Source organism: Mycobacterium sp. NGS33 (genome assembly GCF_059812885.1).
Genome location: NZ_JCALDN010000046.1, coordinates 1 through 546, shown reverse-complemented (window position 1 = coordinate 546; position 546 = coordinate 1). Strand labels below are relative to the sequence as shown.

The following is a 546-nucleotide window of genomic DNA, read 5'->3' as shown; positions in this document are numbered from 1 at the left end:
GGGTCTGCTGCACGAATAGGTGACAGTTTCCTTCATGCGGCCTGACTGGCCGATGTGGTCATGATTGCTTCGAATTCGACAGGGGTCAACCGTCCAAGGGCACTCTGGCGTCGGCGGCGGTGGTAGGTGCGTTCGATCCAGGTGACAACGGCGATGCGCAGTTGCTCGCGGGTGTGCCAGCGGCGGCGGTCCAAGACGTTGTTCTGCAGCAGGGCAAAGAAGCTCTCCATGGCGGCGTTGTCGCCGGCGGCACCGACGCGGCCCATGGACCCGACCATGTCGTGGCGACCCAGTGCGTGGACGAATTTCCGGCTTCGAAATTGACTGCCCCTGTCGGTGTGAAGAATGCAGCCGGCGACGTCACCGCGGCGAGCGACAGCGCTGGCCAACGCCGTGGTGGCGAGGCGGGATTTCATCCTGGAGTCGATCGAGTAGCCGACGATGCGGTTGGAGAACACGTCCTTGATCGCACACAGGTAGAGCTTGCCTTCGGCGGTGCGGTGCTCGGTGATATCGGCCAGCCACAACTGATTTGGGGCATCCGCG

1 protein-coding gene is annotated in these 546 nt (G+C 63.2%); it reads right to left on the bottom strand.

Annotation, left to right across the window (positions count from 1 at the left end; translation table 11 throughout):
* Positions 1-32 precede the first annotated feature (32 nt).
* The coding region (locus tag AC5Y5B_RS25245; RefSeq protein ID WP_500007401.1) for an IS3 family transposase at positions 33-546 on the bottom strand (514 nt) is incomplete at its 5' end.